The organism is Terrisporobacter mayombei, from assembly GCF_020748465.1.
In the GTDB taxonomy this organism is placed as follows: Bacteria; Bacillota; Clostridia; order Peptostreptococcales; family Peptostreptococcaceae; genus Terrisporobacter; species Terrisporobacter mayombei.
This window is the reverse complement of the sequence record NZ_JAHZMP010000003.1, coordinates 321,537-339,423: the sequence shown is the minus strand read 5'-3', so window position 1 is coordinate 339,423 and position 17,887 is coordinate 321,537. Positions and strand designations below refer to the sequence as shown.

The following is a 17,887-nucleotide window of genomic DNA, read 5'->3' as shown; positions in this document are numbered from 1 at the left end:
TTAATGAAAAAACCAGTAGCTTTAATCATCATGGATGGATTTGGACACACTACTAAAGTAGAGGGTAGTGCTGTAGACAAAGCTAATACACCTAATATAAAAAAATTAGTAGACGAATATCCAAATACATTAATAAATGCTAGTGGTCTTGATGTTGGACTTCCAAATGGACAAATGGGTAACTCAGAAGTTGGGCATACTAACATTGGTGCAGGAAGAATAGTATATCAAGATTTAACTAGAATAACAAAAGCAATAGAAGGTGGCGATTTCTTCAAAAATGAAGTATTAAGCCAAGCTATGGAAAATGGAAAAGAAAAAGCACTTCACATTATGGGATTATTATCTGATGGTGGAGTACATTCACATATAGATCATCTAAAAGCTTTATTAAAAATGGCAGATGATAAAGGTGTAAAAAAAGTCTATGTTCATGCATTTACTGACGGTAGAGACACAGATCCTCAAAGTGCTATACATTATGTAAGAGAAATAGAAGATTACATGGATGAGATAGAATGCGGTGAGTTTGCTACTGTAAACGGTAGATACTACGCAATGGACAGAGATAAGAGATGGGAAAGAGTTGAAAAAGCATATAATGCTATGACTTTAGGAGAAGGAGAAACTGCTTCTTCTGCAAGTGAAGCTGTTGCAAACTCTTACAAAGCAGGAAATAATGATGAATTCATATTACCAACTGTTATAACTAAAAATAATGAACCAGTTGGAAAAATAAGTGACGGAGATTCTGTTATATTCTTCAACTTTAGACCTGATAGAGCTAGAGAAATAACTAGAGCTATAGTAAGTGATGAATTTAGCGGATTTGAAAAATCTCCTATAAAATGTTTCTTCGTATGCTTAACAGAATACGATGTAACTATACCAAATGTTCACATAGCATTTTGTCCAGCACCATTAAGTAATACTTTAGGTGAGTACTTAGCTAAAAATAAAAAGACTCAACTTAGAGCTGCTGAAACAGAAAAATATGCTCATGTTACATTCTTCTTCAACGGTGGTGTAGAACAACCAAATGAAGGTGAAGATAGATTATTAATACCTTCTCCAAAGGTTGCAACTTATGATTTACAACCAGAAATGTCTGCATCAGAATTAGTTGAAAAAGTTATGGCAAAAATAGATGAAGATAAATACGACTTTATAGTAGTTAACTTCGCAAATGCTGATATGGTTGGTCATACAGGAATTATGGAAGCAGCTATTAAAGCTGTGGAAGCTGTGGATGATTGTGTTGGTAAATTAGTGGATAAGTTGAACTCAGTAGGTGGTAATTCAATAATAACTGCAGACCATGGTAATGCTGAAGTTATGATAGACTTAGAAACTAAAAAAGTTATAACAGCACACTCAACTAACCCTGTTCCATTTATAGTAACAGGTGAAGAATTTAAAAATGTAAAATTATTAAGTGGTGGTAGACTATCAGATATAGCTCCAACTATCCTTGATATGATGCATTTAGAGAAGCCAGAAGAAATGACTGGTCATTCATTAATAAGTAAATAATTTTCAAAGATTAGGTGTGTATCACCTAATCTTGAGAATTTATATAATAATAAATTAACCTAATTTGTTAAAAAATAAAAAGATTATAAAGAAGTTGTTAATTTAGGAAAAAATTATATTTATAATAAAAATTTAGAAAAATAATAAAGAAATTTATAAGCTTACCCATCAATAAGTATAATAAATTTTAAATTATACACTTTAAATTTTAAATTATAAGTTAGCAAATAAATTATTTAAATTGAAGGGAGAAATACCATGTCAGTAATAGAATCAGTATATGCAAGAGAAGTCCTAGACTCAAGAGGAAACCCAACTGTAGAAGTTGAAGTAGTTTTAGAATCAGGTGCAGAAGGTAGAGCTATAGTTCCATCTGGAGCATCTACAGGAGCTTTCGAAGCTGTTGAATTAAGAGACGGTGACAAAGGAAGATACTTAGGAAAAGGAACTCAAAACGCTGTTGATAACGTGAACAATATAATAGCTGAAGAATTAGAAGGAATGGAATCTACTGATCAACCAGGTGTTGATGCATTATTAATAGAATTAGATGGAACTCACAACAAAGGTAAATTAGGAGCTAATGCAATACTTGGAGTTTCTATGGCTGTTGCTAGAGCATCTGCTGAAGAATTAGGATTACCATTATTCCAATATATAGGTGGAGTTAATGCTAAGCAATTACCAGTTCCAATGATGAACATAATAAACGGTGGAGAACATGCTGATAACAATGTTGACGTTCAAGAATTCATGATATTACCAGTTGGTGCTCCAACATTCAAAGAAGGTTTAAGAATGGGTGCAGAAGTATTCCATTCACTAAAGAAAGTTCTTGGAGAAAAAGGATTGGCTTGTGGTGTAGGTGACGAAGGTGGATTCGCTCCAAACTTAGGATCAAACAGAGAAGCATTAGAATTAATAGTTGATGCTATAGCTAAAGCTGGATACGAGCCAGGAAAAGACGTTATGTTAGGATTAGACGTTGCTGCTACAGAAATGTACAACAAAGAAACTAAAAAATATGTTTTAGCTGGAGAAGGAAAAGAATTAACAGCTGAGCAAATGGTTGAATTATACGAAGATTGGTCAAACAACTTCCCAATAATAACTATAGAAGACGGTCTTGATGAAGAAGATTGGGATGGATGGAAAGTTCTTACTGAAAGATTAGGAAACAAATTACAATTAGTAGGAGACGACTTATTCGTTACTAACACAGAAAGATTAGAAAGAGGTATAGAAGCTGGTGTTGCTAACTCTATATTAGTTAAAGTTAACCAAATAGGAACAATAACTGAAACTTTAGATGCTATAGAAATGGCTAAGAGAGCTGGATATACTGCAGTAATATCTCATAGATCAGGAGAAACTGAAGATACTACTATAGCTGATTTAGCTGTAGCTGTAAATGCAGGACAAATAAAAACTGGTGCTCCATCAAGAACTGATAGAGTTGCTAAGTACAACCAATTATTAAGAATAGAAGAAATGGTTGGAGACTGCGCTAGATACTGTGGATTAAACTCTTTCTACAACTTAAAGAAATAGGCTATAAAATAAAGAGATTAATATAAATAAAAATCCTAGCCATTTGCAGTACAAATTACTGTATGGCTGGGATTTTTTTAACCTAATATAATAAAAAAACTGCACATTGTATACAAATTATGTGTATAACAGAATATATATGGAGAGGGACTATGATGAATAACATAAAAAGAACTAAAATCGTTTGTACATTAGGACCAGCTAGTGAAACTGAAGAAATATTAAGAAACCTTATAAATAACGGATTAAATGTATGTAGAATGAACTTTTCTCATGGTTCTCATGAAGAGCATAAAGTGAGAATGGATTTAGTTAAAAAAGTTAGAGAAGAGTTAGGACAACCTACTGCCATACTTTTAGATACTAAAGGACCAGAAATAAGAACAGGAAACTTTGAATTACCAGAAGTTCTTCTTGAAGAAGGACAAACTTTCACAATAACAATGAAAGATGTTATGGGTAACAAAGAAATGTGTACAGTAAGTTACAAAGGATTAGTTCAGGATGTTAAACCAGGAGACACTATATTAATAGATGATGGTCTAGTAGGACTTACTGTTAAAGAAATAAAAGGTGACGATATAGTTTGTGAAGTACAAAACTCAGGAATAGTTAAAAACCACAAAGGTGTTAATGTACCAGGAGTTAAAGTAAATTTACCAGCTATAACTGAAAAGGATAGAAGTGATATAGAGTTTGGTATAGAACAAGGAATAGATTTTATAGCAGCATCTTTCGTAAGAAAAGTTTCTGATGTTCTTGCAATAAGAGAAATATTAGAAGAAAACAATGCAACTGATATAAAAATAATATCTAAAATAGAAAACCAAGAAGGCGTTGATAATCTAGATGAAATAATAGCTATATCTGATGGAATAATGGTAGCTAGAGGAGATTTAGGTGTTGAAATACCAACAGAAGAAATACCCGTTGTTCAAAAATTAATGATCAAAAAATGTAATGATGCTGGAAAACCAGTTATAACTGCAACTCAAATGCTTGATTCTATGATAAGAAATCCAAGACCAACTAGAGCAGAAGTTACAGACGTTGCCAATGCTATCTACGATGGAACTGATGCAATCATGTTGTCAGGAGAAACTGCTGCAGGTAAATATCCAGTAGAAGCAGTAAAAACAATGGCTCAAATAGCTAAAAGGACAGAAGAAACTGTAAACTACGATAAATCTCTAATAAATAAATCTAATAGAGCTAAAAATGTTACAGATGCCATAAGTTATGCAACTTGTACAACAGCTGTTGACCTAAATGCAAAAGCAATACTTAGTTCAACATCTTCAGGTCATACAGCAAGGATGGTATCTAAATTTAGACCAAACTGCCCAATAATAGCTACAACTAGCAATGATAGAGTACTAAGACAATTATCATTGACATGGGGAGTATTACCACTTAAGAGAAGCAAATCAAAAAGTACAGATGAGGTTATTACAAACTCAATAGAAGCTGGAAAAGTTGCAAATTACTTAAATAGTGAAGATTTAGTAGTTGTAACTGCTGGTGTTACATGTGGTGTAAGTGGAACAACTAATTTAATAAAAGTAGAAACAGTTTAATTATATACAAAAAGAGCCTTAGATATTTCTAAGGCTCTTTTGTCATTATAAAACTAATGACCTTTATGTTTTTCTTTTTTCTTTTTTTGTTTCAAAGAAAATATTAATTCTTTTTCTTGCTCTTTTCTTAATTTTTCTTGTTTTTTCTTTTCTGTTTTATGGTACTCATGTTGTAACTTAATAGTATTTTGTGCCTTAGTACCTATAGTTTCTTTACACTGATCTTTTTTTATCTTTCTCTGCATTCTTTTGTAGCTTACTTCTTTTTGATTTGAAACTTTTTCTAAAGCTGTTTTTCCAAAGGGCATAGAAAAATAGTTTTTTAGTATAAATTCATATAGTTGAACCTCTGTAGGCTCTGGACCAAATACTATCTTTGCTACTTCGTAGTTTTTTCCACTCTCGCTTTCAAATACACCAATCCAAAATGGATTTTCAAATAATAGAGTGAAACTTCCACTAACTTTGTCCATAATTTATTCCTCCTGTTTGTTTATTACAAGAGAATGGACAACCCCAGGAGGGCAGGTTACTTCTATTTATACTAATAGGTCCGGACTACCAACCGGAACTGTGTTTTTATCTCTTACTTATATTATATCAATATTAAAAAATATGAGTACCTTAATAAATATGTGAACTGCTAATCGTTTAAAATTTTATTAATAATATCGAAGATATCAGTAGTTAAATAAGCAGTGAAATCTGGTTTGACATTCCAATCCCTTGGAGTGTTTCCACTGTAGCTAGCTGAAATACAGATTACTTTAGTGTTATATCCTTGTGATTTATAGAATTCTTCTGCATTTTTGCCAAAAATAGTATCTTCTTGATGATTGCCAATATATACCAAAGTACTGTCGCCTAATGGAATATCTAGCTTTTCAACACATTTTAAAAATCCCATTGGATTTGGTTTTTGCTCAGTATTTGATATATCTTCGTATCCTATAATACTATGAAAGTATTTTTCAACATTATAATATTTTAAGGTATTATAAATATTTTTAGAACAATTTTGTGAGCAGATACCCTGCTTAATATTAGATAATTTCTTTACAACCTGATCCATTTTATCAAACATATCAGGTAGTGTAGTGTCTTTTAATTGATAAGGGCTCCACAATTTGCCTGCATCATCTATTTGCTCGTCTGTTAATCCATAAGCAAACTTATATAATTCTCTCCAATTTTTATATTTATAATTTGCTTCTTCATAATTTTCAACAGATGTTAGAGCTTTTGGAAGATTATTATTCAAATCAGGTATGAAGTTTTTTAAAACCTCTTTAGTTACTTCTATATTCTTTTTTACAGAATTCACTAGGGTTCCATCGTAATCCCATAGTATGGCTGAAATTTTCATAGTTAATACTCCTATTTTACTTATATTTTATTAATTAAAATGAATATGAATTTGCTAATAACTAAAATAATTGTAAATGAAGTAATTGATAAGTGCATCATAATTTTTACTTATCTATAAATATTTATAAATGAAAATTTGTAGATTATAGCAAACTATTTAGGGAATAAAAATAATAAAGATAAAATCCATATGGAAAGGAGAATTATTATGAAGAAGTTAGCAACATTTGCAGGAGGATGTTTTTGGTGTATGGTAAAACCTTTTGATGAATACGAAGGTGTAGAATCTGTAATTTCAGGTTATACTGGTGGATATACAGAAAATCCAACTTATGAAGATGTATGTACTGATTTAACAGGACATATTGAAGCTATACAAATTACATTTGATGATGAAATAATAAGTTATAAAGAACTATTAGATATATATTGGAGTGTTATAGATCCTACTCAAGTGGGAGGACAATTTGCTGATAGGGGACATCATTATAAGACAGTGATTTTTTATCATGATGAAAATCAAAGAGAAGAAGCAGAAAAATCCAAAGAGGAATTAGGACAAAGTGGATTATACAATAAGCCAATAGCAACAGAAATTAGAAAAGCAGAAACTTTTTATCCAGCAGAAGATTATCATCAATATTATTACAAGAAAAATCCACAACATTATAATAGATACTACAAAGGTTCAGGAAGGGCAAAACATATTAAAAAAATGTGGGCAAAGAAAAATCTTACACCACTTCAATATGAAGTAACTCAAAATTCTGCCACAGAACCACCTTTTGACAATGAATATTATGATAATTTTGAAGAAGGAATTTATGTGGATATAATAAGTGGAGAGCCTTTATTTGCATCAAAGGATAAGTTTGAATCAGGTTGTGGATGGCCTAGTTTTGCAAAACCACTGGGAAAAGGAATACTAAGTTTTTATGAAGATTATTCTCACAACATGGAAAGAGTAGAAGTAAAGGGAGATAAAAGTGAATCTCATATGGGACACGTATTTGAAGACGGTCCAGAAGAAATGGGAGGACTTAGATTTTGCATTAATTCTGCATCTTTAAGGTTTATTCCAAAAGAAAAAATGAAAGAAGAAGGATATGAAGAATATTTAAGATATTTATAGATAAAACTATCATAGTAGGAGGGTTGCACTATGATGAGTAGAAAACAAATAAAAGAAATTTCTAGATTACAACTAAATAGAAATGGAAATTGGCTAATTCCAGTAATACTTACAGGAAGTATACTTCTATTATCTGGATTTACACAAAATAATATGTTAATAGAAAATAGCTTTCTTTTATCATTAACATCAGGATTAGTAATAAGTTTATTAAATATATTTCTATCAAAATGCTGTTTACAGATTGCTAGAAGTGAAGAACAGGATAGTATAGGATGGGCAAATATTTTAGTTACAACTTCAACATTTGTAAAATGTATTTTATATTCAATATTAATCTCTGTAATAGGGATAGCCATCACTTATTTATTAATATTAATAGGAGGGCTATTTATAGAAACTATTTCTATAGTGGGTATAATAATTTGTATTTCTTCAATGTTTTTGGGAGTAATAATATCAATATATTCTGCATTTTCAATTTTTATAATACTTGATAAAGGATCAAATATATTTGAAGCATGGTCTCTTAGCTACAATCTCATAAGAGGACATTTTTGGGACATTATACTTATTGGTCTTAGTTTTATATTGTGGTATATATTTGGCATTTTAACTTTTGGGATAGGTATGTTTTGGGTTACACCTTATGTAATGGTAACTTATATTAATTATTATCTATATTTAAGTAATGAGAAATATAATTAAAATTTAAGAAACTGTTTCAGTAAAATTGGAATAGTTTTTATTTAAGGTAATAAATAGAAGTCAAGGATATATGTATAAAAGATAGGTCAATTCGTTGTAAAATACACCACATTATGATAAACTAAAGGTTGAATATTTATTAATATCATAAATAGGAGGTTACATTATGATAAATAATGTATTAATGGGGATACAACTTGTTTTAGCCGTATTCTTAATGTTAGTTATCATGCCGCAAGAAGGTAAAGATAACTTTAAATCAGATTTTAGCGGTTCAGAAGAAGGCTCACAAGCTTACTTCAAACCAAAAGGAAAGCAAGCATTTCTTTTAAAATCAACTAAGATAGTATCAATACTATTTTTTATAAACGCAATAGCATTACTAGTAGTAAACAAATAATATTAAATAAATGGCCAAATTTAATATTCAAAAAGTTAAAGATTAAATTTAATTTTTAAATTAAGAAGATGATTATGCGAAAGTATAATCATTTTTTTTGTTATAATATAAATATAATATAAAATTATAACAAGTGAGGTAAAAAATGGGTGAAATAGATAATATTTTAGAATGGGTCTTTATTTCAAAATGTAAAATACCAGAAGATATAGTAGATGTATTGGCGCCAGGGGAAGTGGCAGTTATAGCTTATAGAACTTTAAGGGACAGTGCAACTTTCACAGACAAGAGAATAATAATAAGAGATGTTCAAGGGCTAACAGGTAAAAAAGTGGAGATTTATTCCATACCATATTCATCAATAAACATGTGGTCAACGGAGACTGCAGGAATGTTATTTGATTTAAGCGCAGAAGTAGAACTTTGGACTAGGGCAGGTCATATAAAAATCACACTGCAAAAAGGTGTTGATGTGAGAGAATTTGATAGACTTATTGCTCACTGCGTTTTAAGATAGAGAAATTTTAAGCTGATAAGTTAATTTCAATTTATCAGCTTTTTTAGTAAGTAAAGTCATATACTTATACTGAATTAAATTAAGGCCATCTCTTTTAAAATAAAAATCCAGCAAAAAACTGTTACTATAGAAAATGCAGAAGTAAATACAACTATCTGGCTAGCCAAGTCGCTGTCACCATCCATTTGTATTGCCATTTGAAAACTAGATATGGCAGTGGGTGAAGCAAACATAATCATAAGAGATAAAAGGGCTACTCCCCTAAATCCACAGTAATAGGAAATTGTAATAAATATAAGTGGAGTAATAATTAACTTTCCTGTAACAACTATGATTGTTTCTCTTAAATATTTTCTTATATTAGAGAAAGAAAAAGACGCACCGAGTAATGTTAAAGACAAAGGTGTTGCCATTCTTGAAATATCTTTAATAGTACTTACAATAAATACAGGGAGTTTAATATTAAGAATTAACAATAGTAAACCTAAGCAAGCACCTATAATAAGAGGATTTGTAACTATACCATGAATGATTTTTTTTACATTAATATTTCCACCACGAAAAGTTTCCAAACAAACTACAGCTAAGAAGTTAAAAAGAGGAACTACAATTCCTATTAGAAGGGCAGTTGTTCCTACTTCTCCTTCTCCAACTAAGGAAGTAGCAACAGGTATTCCAAATAGTACAAAGTTACTACGGAATATACCCTGAATCATAACACCTCTTTTGCTGTTATCTTTTTCAACTATGGGTATAAATAAAAATAAAACTCCAAACAAAACTATAATAGACATGGTAGCGAAGATCATTAATTTGGGATCAAAAACACTACCTAAATCTGTTGTATAAATATTATAAAATAATAAAGTTGGTAAAAATACTTTAAAGGTAGCATTGTTCATGACTTTAACTGAATTATTATCAAGAATTTTTATATATTTAAGAAAATAACCAAGGGCCATTACTAAACACAATGGTGCTACTACATTAAAGGATAAAATTAGATTTTCCATACATGTCACTCCCTTTTCTAGAATAATAAAAGTATAGAGAAACAGTGGTAAAAAAGCAAATATTACAAAAATTAGACAAACTAGAAAATTTTAGTTAAAATGAGTAGACGGCAATTTTTCACATAGTTATTTTAATTAAAAAAACATAATAAATTTAATATGGAATTAATAATAGAAATATAATAAAAATGGATATAATAATTATAATAGGAGGGATTATATGACTGATAAATTAAGAGAATCATTACTAGGGCTAATTAATGATAACCATTACAATCCTCTAAAAAAGGAAGAATTAGCGCTAATTTTTAATATACACTCAGCAGAAATGCCGATGTTCTATAACTTTTTAGATGAATTGGAAGAAGACGGATACATAGTCAGAACAAAAAAAGGAAGAGTCATGTCTCCAAATCAAATGGGATTATTTGTGGGAAAATTCGTTTCTCACAGAAAGGGATTCGGATTTGTTGAATCTGATGAAGAATATACACAAGATTTATTTATTCCAAAAGACGATATAAATGGAGCACTTCACAATGATAGAGTTATGGCAGAAGTTGTAACACCTGCCACAGAAGACAGAAGAGCTGAAGGGAAAGTTATTAAAATAATAAAAAGAGAAGTAACTAGAGTCGTTGGTTTATTCCAAGAAAACAAAAGCTTTGGTTTTGTTGTGCCTGATGACAAGAAATTTAACCAAGATATATTTATACCAAAGAGATTTTTCTCTGGGGCTAAAAACGACGACAAAGTAGTTTGTGAAATAACAATTTGGCCACAAGAAAACAGAAAACCAGAAGGTAAAATAATAGAAGTACTTGGTCAAAAAGGTGAAAGAGGAGTAGAAATTGACTCAATAATTAGAGCTCATGGACTTCCAGAAGAATTCCCTAAAAAAGTCATAGATGAAGCTAATCATGTTGCAGAACAAGATTTAGGCGATGAAATAGCAAGAAGAGTTGATTTAAGAGATCTTAACATATTCACAATAGATGGTGAAGATGCTAAGGACTTGGATGATGCCATTTCCATAGAAATATTGCCAAATGGTAACTATAAACTGGGAGTACATATTGCCGATGTTACTCACTATGTAAAAGAAAAGAATAAGTTAGACAAAGAAGCTTTAAAAAGAGCAACATCTGTTTACTTAGTAGATAAAGTAATACCAATGTTACCAAAACAGTTATCAAACGGCGTTTGTTCACTAAATCCATTTGAAGATAAGTTAACTTTATCTTGTTTTATGGAAATTGATAGTCATGGTAAAGTTGTTAATTCTGAAATTGCAGAAACTGTTATTAACTCAAAGGCTAGAATGACTTACACAGAAGTGTCAGACATATTAGAAAAAGATGATGAAAAATTAAAGAAAACATTCGCTGCTCAAGTTGATGATTTTATAAAAGCTGAGAAATTAGCTAGAATATTAATGGAAAGAAGAAGAATAAGAGGAGCAATAGACTTTGACTTCCCAGAAGCTAAAATAATATTAAATGGTGATGGTGAAGTTGTTGATATAAAACACTATGAAAGAAGAATATCAAACAAAATGATAGAAGAGTTCATGCTTATAGCTAATGAAACTGTAGCAGAGCATTTCTATTGGTTACAGCTACCTTTTGTTTATAGAATACATGAGACTCCATCAGCAGAAAAAATGGAAGATCTAAAGAAATTCATCGCTACATTTGGATACACTATAAAAGGCGATTTGGAAAATGTTCATCCAAAAGAAATCCAAGGAATAGTGGAAAAAATAAAAGGTACCAAAGAAGAAGAATCTATAAGTACAATAGCTCTACGTTCTATGAAACAAGCTAAATATTCACCACAATGTATAGGTCACTTTGGATTGGCAGCAAAATACTACTGTCACTTTACTTCTCCAATAAGAAGATATCCAGACTTACAAATTCATAGAATAATAAAAGAGCAATTAAATAACAAAATTAACAACAAGAGACAAGAACAATTAGCTCATATAGTTGAATATGCATCTACTCAATCATCAGAAAGAGAAAGAGCAGCAGAACTTGCTGAAAGAGATGTGCACGATTTCTACAAAGCATGTTATATGGCAGACAAAGTTGGTCAAGAATTCGACGGTGTTGTATCAAGTGTAACTTCATTTGGTATGTTTATAGAATTAGAAAATACAGTTGAAGGTCTTATAAGACTGGCTAATCTAAGAGATGATTATTATATTTATGACCAAGAAACTTACACAATCATGGGTGAGAGAACTCACAAAACATTTAAAATCGGTGATACTGTAAGAATAAAAGTTGACAATGTAAATGTGGACTTTAGAGAAATAGATTTTGCATTGGTAAATAAGTTGGAAGATAGTCATGTGGAAGAAGATTTGAAATAAGAAAAATAATAGATTGATGAAGAGAGGATATTTGCCCTCTCTTTTTTATACAACAAAGGTTAACCTAAAAAAAATAAAGGTTGACCTAAAAAAGATAATGACATATTATTATCATATGAAAATATTTAAACCAATTTTAAGGAGAATGAAGATGATATATAAATTAAAAGAAAAAATAAAAAATGGATACTTAATAAATAAAGAAGAAGCTAAAAGCTTATTAACATATGATTTAAAAACATTGGCAGCTTGTGCAGATGAGTTGAGAAAATATTTTTTAGGTAATAAGTTTGATCTATGCTCTATAGTAAACGGAAAAAGTGGTAAATGTAGTGAAGATTGCAAGTTCTGTGCTCAATCATCATTCCATAAAACTAACACAGAGGTTTACCCATTACTTGATACACAGGATTTAATAAAAGATGCGAAATATCACAAAGACAAACAAGTAAGAAGATATTCTATAGTAACATCAGGAAGAAAACTAAGTGATAAAGAAATTGATAAAGTTTGTGAATCATTTGAAGAGATAATAGATAAAGTTGGAGTAGAAACATGTGCATCTCATGGATTACTAGGGGAAGAAGCTTTAACAAAGCTTGTAAAATCAGGTGTGAGAAGATATCACAATAACTTAGAAACATCTAGAAATTACTTTGATAAAATCTGTACAACACACACATACGACGAAAAAATTGAGACTATAAAAGCTGCACAAAAAGCAGGGCTAATAGTATGTAGTGGTGGGATAATGGGTTTAGGTGAAAGCGAAGAAGATAGAATCGATATGGCTTTTGAACTTAGAGAATTAAATGTAAAATCCATACCACTTAATCTGCTAAATTACATAGAAGGAACTGCCATAGAAAGAAAAAATCCTATAACAGAAGAAGATTTCTTAAAAATGGTTGCCATATATAGATTTATAAATCCAACAGCTGAAATAAGGTTGGCAGGAGGAAGAAATCTGCTAAGTGAATATGGTAAAAAGGCATTCTATGGAGGTGCCAATGCCACTATAACAGGAGATATGTTAACTACTTGTGGTAATCAAATAGACGATGATGTAAAAATGATAACTGAATTAGGATATGAAATATAAATAGTTTTATAAAATACTTTTAAGTTAAATTGGAGGCACACTATGAGAAAAGGAATATTCATAATTGGAACAGATACAGATGCAGGAAAAACTTTTGTAACAGCAGGTTTAACATATGCACTAAAACAAAATAAAAAAGATGTTATACCTTATAAACCTGTACAAAGTGGAGGTAATGGAGATACTAGGTTCTACAAAGAAATAGCGGACTTAGATTACAGTATAGAAGAGATGAACACATATACACTGAAAGAGGCTGTATCCCCTCATTTAGCTTGCAAATTAGAGAATAAGAAAATAAATAAAGAGCTTATATTAAATCATTATAAAAAACTTATAAACAGTCATGACTATGTAATTGTGGAAGGAGCCGGAGGAATAGTAGTTCCTCTTGTGGATAAGGAATATTATATATACGACTTAATTAAAGATTTGAATTTAGAAGTTGTAATAGTTGCTAGAGCTGGTGTTGGAACTATAAATCATACAGTACTTACTAATGAATTTTTAAAAACGCAGGGCATAAAAGCTAAAGGAATAATAATAAATCAATACAATAATAAGTTCTATGAAGATGACAATATAAAACAAATAAAAGAACTTACTAATTTAGAAATAATTCATAAATTCAACAAGTTAGAAGATTTTTCAAAGGAATCAATAGAAGAAGAATATAAAAAAATAGATGAAAATAAATTGATTGAATTAATATTTTAAGGGGAGTACTAATATGAAAAATTTCCAAGAAAAAGATTTAAAGTATATATGGCATCCATGTTCACAAATGAAGGACTATGAAAAATTTCCACCAATAGTAATAAAAAATGGTAAAGGTGTATTTTTAGAAGATATGAACGGGGGAAAATATTTAGATGCAGTGTCTTCATGGTGGGTTAACTTATTTGGACATGCTAACGAACGAATAAATAAAGCTTTATATAATCAGTCAAATTCATTAGAGCATGTTATATTTGCAAACTTTACTCACAGACCAGCGATAGAACTTAGTGAGAGAATAATAAATTTAACACCAGATAGATTACAAAAAGTTTTCTTTGGTGATAATGGTTCATCAGCAATAGAAATAGCTTTAAAATTGAGTTTTCAATATCATCAACAAATTGGTAAAACAAGAAAAACTAAATTTGTAAATATATCAGATGCATATCATGGTGAAACAATAGGTGCTTTATCAATAAGTGATGTTGATTTATATAACCAAATTTACAAACCAATATTACTTGAAACAACAACAGTTAAAGGTCCGGATTGTTTTAGATGTGAGTTTAATAAAAATAGAGAAACTTGTGATGGTGAATGTTTCGTTCATATGGAAAATAATATAGCAGAAATTCACCAAGAAGTAAGTGCAATAGTTATAGAGCCAATGGTGCAATGTGCAGCAGGAATGAAAATATACTCACCAAAATATTTAGTAAAACTAAGAGAGCTATGTGATAAATACGATATAAATTTAATTGCAGACGAAATAGCAGTAGGATTTGGGAGAACTGGCAAGATGTTTGCTTGTGAGCATGCCAATATATCTCCTGACATAATGTGTTTATCAAAAGGATTAACAGCAGGATATATGCCACTATCACTAGTTCTTATGAGTAACAAAATTTATGATGCATTTTATGATGAAGATAATACAATGAAGGCGTTTTTACACAGTCACAGTTATTCAGGTAACCCTTTAGGATGTAGCGTGGGAGTGGAAACTTTAAATATATTTGAAGAAGATGATGTTATAAACGCTAACAAAGAAAAAAGTGAATATCTAAGAGAGAAAGTTGAAAGTGTGCTAAAAGATATTCCTTATGTGGGAGAATATCGTCAAATAGGAATGATTGGTGCTATTGAATTAGTGAAAGATAAAAAAACTAAGGAGCCATTCGAAAGTAAAAAAAGAGTAGGTTACAATATTTATCAAATAGCTCTGAAAAAGGGTGTTTTACTTAGAGCATTAGGAAATATAGTTTATTTCATGCCGCCTTTCGTAATAAGTGAAGAAGAAATAGATTTCATGGTAGAAACAGCTAGAGATAGTATAAATGAGTACTTTAATGATGAAAAAGGAATATCAATAAATGAATAGTAAAACGAAAGAATTAACATTAATATCCTTGCTAGCAGTGATAATTGCCATATCAGGAAGTTTTAAAATACCAGGTATTATAACAGGAACAGAATTTCAACTATCAGCCCCAATAGCCATAGGCATATGTGCAGCATTTGGGTTCAAAAGGTATATAGCAGCAGGGGTTATAGCCAGTACTATAAACTTAATCATGGGTACACATACGATTTTAAATGTAATTGTTGCTATGGCTTTCAGAATCGTGGGTGGAGGTATAATAGGCATCTTAGGACCGAGTTTATTAGTGGTATCTATTGCAGGCTCCATAGGAACCATAGCAGGTAGGGTAGTAATGTCAAACATAGTTGGAACGCCATTTAAAGTATTAATAGTGGCAGCAGTTCCAGGAATGATATATACACTAATATCTTCATACTTAATTTATAGATTAATAGAAAATATAATGAAAAAAACTCCTTATAAAAGTTTTATAAAAACTAAAGAAAAAATAATAAAAGTAGGGTGAAAAAATGGCACTACACAGCATAAAAATGAGATCGTCTAAAGACAACAAACATATATCGGGAGCTGAAAATATAATAGACGAAGAAAATTTAGAAATAGCAGTGAGTCAACTTATAAAAAGAGCGTTAACACATTCTAAAGGTAAGGCTGAAAATATAAATATAAAAATTGAAAAACTTGATGAAGATAAAATAACTTATTTAGAGCCACTGAAAGTAACTACAGTTGAAGTGGAAAATCATATTGAAGGATTTGAATGTGTGAAGCACTTACTAAATAAATTAGGAATAGATGATAGAAAATCAGATAAAGTACTGAAAATATTTAAGGAAGCCCCTAATATGAGAGGCTCAATTTTGTTGGATATTAACACCCTTGAAAGATTAGAACCAGATAAAGAAAGAGGAATTAGAGTTACTTATATGGATTTTGAAAACTTTAATACAAATAGATTAACAAAAGAGTCTGGACATAATACTCATTTTATAGAGGCATTGGCACTTGCTACGAAAGTTATAAATTGTCCATGTATAATAGGAGAAATCTGTTACTCAGATGATCCAAATTATACAGCAGGATATATATCATCTAAAAAATATGGATATGTTAGATTTCCTCACTTGAAACAGCTTGGAGATGAAAGTGGTGGCAGGATATTTTTATATGATTCATCATTAGACAATGTAAAAGATTGCCTAGAGTATATAGAAAAATCTAAAACCATAATAAGAAATAACATATCTCAGCAGGGATACATGACATATGAAGAATCTTTGAATCTATAGGGAGCAATCTTATATGAATGATATAAAAGAAAAATTACAGACAATAAAAGAAAAAAATTTATATAGAGAAATGAGATATTTGAGCAAACCACAAGATAAGTACACTGTGATTGACAAAAGACAAGTGTTATTAATGTCTTCTAATAATTACTTAGGTCTTGCCAATAATGAAGAAGTAAAAAAATCAGCTATCGATGGTATAAATGAATTTGGGTTAGGTTCTGGTGGATCAAGACTTACTACGGGAAGCTATGATTTACACAAAAAACTAGAAGAAAAAATAGCTAAGTTTAAAAATTGTGAAGCAGCTCTTATATTTAACACTGGATATATGGCTAATGTTGGTGTTATTTCATCTATATGCGATGAAAATTATTATATATTCAGTGATGAGTTAAATCATGCCAGCATAATAGATGGTTGTAAGCTATCAAAAGGAAAAACAATAGTGTACAAACATAATGACATGAAGGATTTATATAATAAAATATCTACCATAAATCCAGCTAAAGGGATTATAGTAACGGACAGTGTATTTAGTATGGATGGAGATATAGCAAATATACATGACATTGTGAAAATAGCAAAAGAGTTTAATCTTCTTACTGTAGTTGATGATGCTCATGCCACTGGTGTAGTAGATAAAAATGGCAGAGGGAGTAGTGAGTATTTTAATTGCAAAGTAGATATAACTATAGGGACTTTAAGTAAAGCTGTAGCAAGTGAAGGTGGATTTGTATGTGCAGATGAATATATAATCGACTATCTTAAAAACAAAGCTAGAAGTTTTATATCCTCAACAGCACTATCACCAGGGATAATAAATGGAGCTATTAAAAGTTTTGAATTAATAGAAAGTACAGATAGAGTGAAAAAACTAAATAATAATATAAAATACATAAATAAAAAATTAAATGAAATAGGCATAGAAGCAGATGAAAATGGAGATTCACCAATAATACCAATATTTATAGGTGATGAAGATTTGGCTATGGATATTAGTAAAAGTTTATTGGAGAAGGGCATTTATATACCTGCAATCAGATATCCAACAGTACCCCTTAATAAATCCATACTTAGAATGACTATAATGTCTACCCATAATAAAGAAGATTTAGATCTAGTAATAAATGAACTAAAACAAATTTTAATTGAAAACAAAGTAATAAAATAAGCTAAGGTTTTATAATCTTAGTTTATTTTATTATAAAAA

The 17,887-nt window shown here is 30.2% G+C and carries 16 protein-coding genes and 1 pseudogene; 14 read left to right on the top strand and 3 right to left on the bottom strand.

The window, feature by feature from the left end; genetic code table 11:
- The first annotated feature begins 3 nt into the window (after nt 1-3).
- The 3 genes and pseudogenes from gpmI to pyk all read left to right on the top strand — a co-directional run.
- Complete coding sequence (gpmI, locus tag K0039_RS12305) at nt 4-1,533, top strand: 2,3-bisphosphoglycerate-independent phosphoglycerate mutase (protein ID WP_228105369.1); 1,530 nt, start codon at nt 4-6, stop codon at nt 1,531-1,533.
- 258 nt (nt 1,534-1,791) lie between these two features.
- Nucleotides 1,792-3,084 carry a phosphopyruvate hydratase gene (gene eno / locus K0039_RS12300; RefSeq protein ID WP_228105368.1) on the top strand — a complete coding sequence of 431 codons (1,293 nt, stop codon included), beginning with the start codon at nt 1,792-1,794 and terminating at the stop codon, nt 3,082-3,084.
- Between the two features lie 152 nt (nt 3,085-3,236).
- Nucleotides 3,237-4,658: pseudogene (gene pyk / locus K0039_RS12295) on the top strand (pyruvate kinase); the annotation flags it as partial.
- Between the two features lie 56 nt (nt 4,659-4,714).
- Here pyk and K0039_RS12290 read toward each other — a convergent pair.
- Both K0039_RS12290 and K0039_RS12285 read right to left on the bottom strand, forming a co-directional pair.
- Nucleotides 4,715-5,134, bottom strand: a complete 420-nt coding sequence (locus K0039_RS12290; protein WP_228105367.1) for a YjdF family protein — start codon at nt 5,132-5,134, stop codon at nt 4,715-4,717.
- A 170-nt stretch (nt 5,135-5,304) separates the two neighbouring features.
- Nucleotides 5,305-6,027, bottom strand: coding sequence for an HAD family hydrolase (locus tag K0039_RS12285; RefSeq protein ID WP_228105366.1), 723 nt, complete (start codon nt 6,025-6,027; stop codon nt 5,305-5,307).
- A gap of 210 nt (nt 6,028-6,237) precedes the next feature.
- Between K0039_RS12285 and msrA the strand changes: the two genes are divergently transcribed.
- From msrA to K0039_RS12265, 4 genes are all read left to right on the top strand, one after another.
- Nucleotides 6,238-7,161 (top strand): peptide-methionine (S)-S-oxide reductase MsrA, encoded by a 924-nt coding sequence (msrA, locus tag K0039_RS12280; RefSeq protein ID WP_228105365.1) that lies wholly within the window; start codon nt 6,238-6,240, stop codon nt 7,159-7,161.
- Nucleotides 7,162-7,191: 30 nt separating this feature from the next.
- On the top strand, nt 7,192-7,869 hold the full coding sequence (locus K0039_RS12275; protein WP_228105364.1) for a DUF975 family protein: 678 nt from the start codon (nt 7,192-7,194) through the stop codon (nt 7,867-7,869).
- Between the two features lie 166 nt (nt 7,870-8,035).
- Nucleotides 8,036-8,269 carry a preprotein translocase subunit SecG gene (gene secG, locus K0039_RS12270; protein ID WP_018591737.1) on the top strand — a complete coding sequence of 78 codons (234 nt, stop codon included), beginning with the start codon at nt 8,036-8,038 and terminating at the stop codon, nt 8,267-8,269.
- A 145-nt stretch (nt 8,270-8,414) separates the two neighbouring features.
- Nucleotides 8,415-8,786, top strand: coding sequence for a PH domain-containing protein (locus K0039_RS12265; RefSeq protein ID WP_228105363.1), 372 nt, complete (start codon nt 8,415-8,417; stop codon nt 8,784-8,786).
- Between the two features lie 74 nt (nt 8,787-8,860).
- On the opposite strand, the gene K0039_RS12260 is transcribed toward K0039_RS12265, so the two are convergent.
- Nucleotides 8,861-9,799 (bottom strand): AEC family transporter, encoded by a 939-nt coding sequence (locus K0039_RS12260; protein ID WP_228105362.1) that lies wholly within the window; start codon nt 9,797-9,799, stop codon nt 8,861-8,863.
- 220 nt (nt 9,800-10,019) lie between these two features.
- Between K0039_RS12260 and rnr the strand changes: the two genes are divergently transcribed.
- The 7 genes from rnr to bioF all read left to right on the top strand — a co-directional run bounded on the left by rnr (nt 10,020) and on the right by bioF (nt 17,848).
- On the top strand, nt 10,020-12,179 hold the full coding sequence (gene rnr, locus K0039_RS12255; RefSeq protein ID WP_228105361.1) for a ribonuclease R: 2,160 nt from the start codon (nt 10,020-10,022) through the stop codon (nt 12,177-12,179).
- Nucleotides 12,180-12,330: 151 nt separating this feature from the next.
- Nucleotides 12,331-13,281: a biotin synthase BioB gene (bioB, locus tag K0039_RS12250; protein ID WP_331476750.1), complete on the top strand. Its 951-nt coding sequence runs from the start codon at nt 12,331-12,333 to the stop codon at nt 13,279-13,281.
- 42 nt (nt 13,282-13,323) lie between these two features.
- Nucleotides 13,324-13,998: a dethiobiotin synthase gene (gene bioD / locus K0039_RS12245; protein ID WP_228105359.1), complete on the top strand. Its 675-nt coding sequence runs from the start codon at nt 13,324-13,326 to the stop codon at nt 13,996-13,998.
- A 13-nt stretch (nt 13,999-14,011) separates the two neighbouring features.
- Nucleotides 14,012-15,382: an adenosylmethionine--8-amino-7-oxononanoate transaminase gene (gene bioA / locus K0039_RS12240; protein ID WP_228105358.1), complete on the top strand. Its 1,371-nt coding sequence runs from the start codon at nt 14,012-14,014 to the stop codon at nt 15,380-15,382.
- Complete coding sequence (locus K0039_RS12235) at nt 15,375-15,890, top strand: hypothetical protein (RefSeq protein ID WP_228105357.1); 516 nt, start codon at nt 15,375-15,377, stop codon at nt 15,888-15,890. The genes bioA and K0039_RS12235 overlap by 8 nt, the downstream gene beginning before the upstream one ends.
- 4 nt (nt 15,891-15,894) lie before the next feature.
- Nucleotides 15,895-16,674: a 6-carboxyhexanoate--CoA ligase gene (locus K0039_RS12230; protein WP_228105356.1), complete on the top strand. Its 780-nt coding sequence runs from the start codon at nt 15,895-15,897 to the stop codon at nt 16,672-16,674.
- Nucleotides 16,675-16,687: 13 nt separating this feature from the next.
- Nucleotides 16,688-17,848, top strand: coding sequence for an 8-amino-7-oxononanoate synthase (gene bioF, locus K0039_RS12225; protein ID WP_228105355.1), 1,161 nt, complete (start codon nt 16,688-16,690; stop codon nt 17,846-17,848).
- Nucleotides 17,849-17,887 lie beyond the last annotated feature (39 nt).